Source organism: Desulfovibrio sp., assembly GCF_047607245.1.
Taxonomy (GTDB): Bacteria; Desulfobacterota; Desulfovibrionia; order Desulfovibrionales; family Desulfovibrionaceae; genus Desulfovibrio.
This window is the reverse complement of record NZ_JASGDK010000127.1, coordinates 1-4,692: the sequence shown is the minus strand read 5'-3', so window position 1 is coordinate 4,692 and position 4,692 is coordinate 1. Positions and strand designations below refer to the sequence as shown.

4 protein-coding genes are annotated in these 4,692 nt (G+C 55.2%); all 4 read left to right on the top strand.

Going from position 1 to position 4,692, the window contains the following annotated elements:
- On the top strand, positions 1-1,221 hold a 1,221-nt coding region (locus QM579_RS10295; protein ID WP_414999066.1), incomplete at its 5' end, for a nucleoside recognition domain-containing protein.
- A 219-nt stretch (positions 1,222-1,440) separates the two neighbouring features.
- A complete protein-coding gene (locus QM579_RS10290; RefSeq protein WP_414999065.1) occupies positions 1,441-2,433 on the top strand; it encodes a MoxR family ATPase in 993 nt (330 codons plus the stop codon).
- 96 nt (positions 2,434-2,529) lie between these two features.
- Positions 2,530-3,912, top strand: coding sequence for a DUF2201 family putative metallopeptidase (locus QM579_RS10285; protein WP_414999064.1), 1,383 nt, complete (start codon positions 2,530-2,532; stop codon positions 3,910-3,912).
- Complete coding sequence (locus QM579_RS10280; protein WP_414999063.1) at positions 3,902-4,396, top strand: hypothetical protein; 495 nt, start codon at positions 3,902-3,904, stop codon at positions 4,394-4,396. Before QM579_RS10285 ends, QM579_RS10280 begins: the two co-directional genes overlap by 11 nt.
- Positions 4,397-4,692 lie beyond the last annotated feature (296 nt).

Below are 4,692 nucleotides of genomic sequence, written 5' to 3'. Positions count from 1 at the left end.
CTGGAAAAACTTGTGGGACGCGACAGTGTACAGGCTTTGGTCAGGCGTAGCACCACTGTGGCCTGGGACGCGTGGCTGCTGCATCCCGTGTGGGGTCTAGCCGCCATGACAGGTTTTTTGCTGCTTACTCTGGTGGCAGGTTTTGGTGTTGGCTTTCCGTTGGCCGGGGGCACAGCCTATCTGTTTTCACTGCCCGAGCCGTATATTCTGGCTTGGGGGCAGGAGGGCAAACCTTTGCTGGCAGCTATGACCATCGGCGTTTGGCGCGGCGTGGGGGCTGTTGTTGTAATGCTGCCGTTTATTGTAGTTTTTTACGCCATTTTCGCCTTTCTTGAAGACGTGGGCTATATGGCCCGCGCGGCTTTTATTATGGACAGGGCCATGAGCCGCATAGGTCTGAACGGCAAGGCCTTTGTTCCTTTATTGTTTGCCATTCCCTGCAATATCTCGGGGGTGGTTGGCTGCCGAACTATTGATGATCCCCGTCAGCGGATGTTGACTATACTGCTTGTGCCGCTGGTTCCCTGCACGGCCAAAATCGTGGTAATGGTGACTCTGGCTTCGTGGCTGTTTACGCCCTTATCCGCCGTGTTGGTTGTCTTGGCTTTGCTGGCTATGAACATGCTTGTGCTGGGCGGTATAAGTCTGCTTGCTGGCAAGATTATGCCGCCTGCAGATTCTCTTGGCGGTCTTGTTATGGAGCTGCCACATTTTCACAAACCCAACCCCCGTGCCATTGGCCGCTATGTGTGGCGTAACGTGCTGGCCTTCTTAAAAAAAGCTTCTACTCTTATTGTAGCTTTTAGCGTGTTGATCTGGTTTTTGTCCTACTATCCCACCGCCGACATCGGAACCAGCCTCATCGGGCAACTGGGCAGACTGTTGCAGCCCCTTGGGGAGATTATGGGGGTGGACTGGCGGTTTATGACGGCGCTGCTGGCCTCTGGCGTCAGCAAAGAAGCCGTGATGGCCACTATCGGCGTGCTTTTTGCCGCTACTACCGACCAGTTGCCGGAAATTTTGCGGCGCAGCGTCAGCCAGGCCAGCGCCGTGGCTTTTATGTGCGCGCAAAGTCTGTTTATTCCTTGCGTTGCGACCATTGGCATTCTGTACAGCGAATCCCGCTCTCTCAAAATTCTGGCCGCAATGTTTGCCTATTCACTTGTTCTTCCTGTTGTAATGGCTACCATTGTTTACCATTTTGTCCTCCTGCTCGGTTGACTGACCGCAACCGGGCCTTTCACGCGCCTGCTCCCTCGGAGGGAGTGGGCGTTTTTGTATGGCGCTCCTTTCAAGGAGCGTGGCGCATGAGCGAACCGTAGGCAATCTGACAGCAGGGAAGGGCAGTTTGCGTAGTCTTATGACATTGACTTTCATTTTCATGTAGGGCAGCATGCATCCATTCTAACCCATCCGCCTTGAATGGCTTGCAGGAATATCATGACACCTTCGCAAATTGTTTCCGCACTGAACTCTCTTATTTCCATCCGTCAGCCGGTTTTTATCTGGGGCGCGCCGGGTGTTGGCAAAAGCCAGATCGTAGCCCAGGTGGCCGAGTCCAGAGGCATGGCCCTGCGAGACATCCGCGCAGTGCTGCTGGACCCTGTTGATTTGCGCGGGCTGCCGCGCATTACGGATCAGGGGGTTGCCGTGTGGTGTCCTCCTGCTTTTCTGCCTACGCCTTCTGATCCTGAAGAAGGCATCATTTTTCTGGATGAGCTGAATGCCGCGCCGCCTCTGGTGCAGGCCGCCTGCTATCAGCTTATTCTTGACCGTGCCATCGGGGAGTACCACCTGCCAGACGGCTGGTCCATTGTGGCTGCTGGCAACAGGGAAAAGGACAAGGCCGTGTCTTACCGTATGCCTTCGGCTTTGGCTAACCGCATGGTGCATCTGGAGTTTGACGCCAATCTGGATGACTGGCTCTCCTGGGCGCAAGGTTCGGGCATTCGCGCAGAGGTTTGCGCGTTTTTGCGTTTTCGCCCCCGCTTGCTGCACGATTTTGACCCGTTAAAAGCGGAAAAAGCCTTTGCTTCGCCGCGTTCGTGGGAATTTGTATCGCGCGTTCTGGATGCCGGGCCTGATGCTGACGTGGAGTATGAACTGTTTCAAGGCACAGTGGGTTCGGCTGGCGCAGCGGAATTTATGGGTTTTCTTTCGGTCTGGCGGGAACTGCCCACGGTGGATGAAGTGCTGGCCGCCCCGGCCTCTGCAATGGTTCCGCTGGAACCCGCAGCCCTCTATGCTATGTGCGAAGCCTTGAGCCTCAGGGCCAGCACAGAAACCATCGAAGCGCTCACTGCCTATGCTGAACGTTTGCCCTCGGAATTCGGTGTACTGCTTATGCGTGATGCCGTGTGTCAAGATACAGATCTTGTGCAGACTGAGGCCTTTTCACGCTGGGCTGAAAAAAATGCCGAAGTGCTGATGTAGGTCATGAAGGAAGACGTCAGCCCCGCAAGCGCAGCACCTGCGACAAGCCGTGCTGTTTTAGATCAAGAGACACTATGCCGTAAGGCGGCTCTGGCCATGAAAAAAGCCAGAACAGCCCTTGTGCTGGATCATCCCTTTTTCGGCTCCCTGGCTCTGAAATTGCGCTTCAAGGAAGACAAAGCCTGCGCTGATATGTGGACAGACGGCAAGAGTATGGGGTTTAACCCCGTATATGCCGCCACGCTGCCCGAGGCCAAGCTGGTGGCGGCGCAGGCCCATGAGGTGATGCATCTGGCCTTCGGGCATCATTTGCGCCGTAAGGGCCGCGAAGAAAAAATGTGGAACCGCGCCTGCGATCTGGCCATAAACCATATTTTACAGGAATCGGGTTTTGACCTGCCCGAAGGCTTTGCGCACGATCCCGCCTATGCTGGCATGTCCGCCGATGATATTTATGAGGCTCTTGCGGCCCTGCAAGAAAGCGCCTCCAAGGGTGAGGCCAGCAATGATTCCGCTCGCGCTGACGGTCAGGATGAGGAGGGCGCAGGGGCCATGAGTTTTGATGGCGGCAAGGAGCTGGGCGGCAAAAGCGCCGCGCAGTCTCAGGGCGGCAAAAAAGAAAATCCCGATCAGGGCGGGGAAGATCAGGCCCAGGCCGGGGCAAAGGCCGCCAAGGAAAAAAATCAGGGCTCTCCAGCGCAAGGGGAAGGCAAGACCTCATTTACAGGTGAGGTACGCGACCACCCCGACCTGCAAGGTCTGGAGAACGAGCACGCTCTGAAACTGGCGGAGCAGGAGGCCGATGTGGCCCTTTCACAAGCTGTGCAAAGGGCCAGACATATGGGCAGCCTGCCCGCCGGATTTACACGGCTGCTCAAGAAAGAGCGAGGACCCGAGCTGGACTGGCGCGAACTTCTGCGCCGTTTTCTCGAACACTGCGCAGACAATGACTATTCGTGGTCTACGCCCAACAGGCGCTATCTGTATCAGCATATTTATCTGCCTGCCCGGCGCGAGGCGCGCCTGCCTCATGTTGTGCTGGCTGTGGACTGCTCTGGCTCTGTGGATGAAGCCGCGCTGTCGATGTTCTGCACAGAATTGTTTTCAGTGCTGGATGCGTATGACACCACGCTCACTGTGCTGTTTCACGATACGAAAATTCAGGGCGAAATGACGTTCAACCGTATGAGCATGCCCACGGATATTATACCTGTGGGCGGCGGCGGTACTGATTATCGCCCCATATGTGCCCATATTGAAGAGCAACAGTTGCGGCCTACCTGCCTTGTCTGGTTTACGGACCTTGAGTGCAGCCGTTTTCCTGAAGAGCCGGACTATCCCGTACTGTGGGTATGCAGCGAGGCCCGGCCCGAAATCCCGCCCTTTGGGGAACTTGTGACCCTGACAGGCCACGCGGCCCATTTACCGGACCAACTACCGGGCACTTCTGTGCCGTTGCGAGAAAAATATGCAAATTGAATGGAAAATTACCAAGAAAAGGGGTAATTTACGGCCTGTTCTCAGCTATTGCGTACATCTTGAAGACCATGAAAAGGCTTTGGCCTTGCCCGTGGTGAGCATTGTATCAAGCATTCCCAAGCCTGAAGAAGACAGACAGGACTATTGCTACCCCGGCCTGCTGGAGCGCGCTTCCGGTTACAGCCCCAAGGTTTTTCATGTGCTTGAAGCCCCTTCGCACAAGGGGCATGCCTGGACGCGCACACTTGTGCTGCCCTGGCGCGAAGGCAATGACTATCCTGAGGTGGATGCTTCCTTTGAGCTTTTGCGGCACGCAATGGAAGAAGCGCTGCAAGGCGCGTACAGCAGTGAGCCAATGGAAGTCACAGGATGCGTGCGTACCTCTTCTGGAGCCAAAACAAAAATCGCCCCCGGCATATTGGGCGAAAAGTTTTTGCGCATTGCGGCCAAGGCTGCTGCGCAAAGGGAAAGCACAGCTTCTTAGGCCGTGTCGTCACGAGCGCCTTTCCCGTTATTTCTGCGTTGAACTTCGCCTTTTATTTCAGTCGAGTTCGAGTACTATCAGAGTACGCTCCCTACATAAAAGTCTCGTTCTCCTTGAAATAACAAGAAAATTCATCTCGTGACGACACTGCCTAGGGAAACGCTGTTTTTCCGTTTGGCGGCGTTGCTTCATTTTATTGAAACAGCCGAGGACGAAAGAGTCTACTCCTGCTTCAAAAAAAGATCGCGCCTTGCCAAACGAAATAACTGCGCGTTTCCAGGAGGCTCTTTAATCAG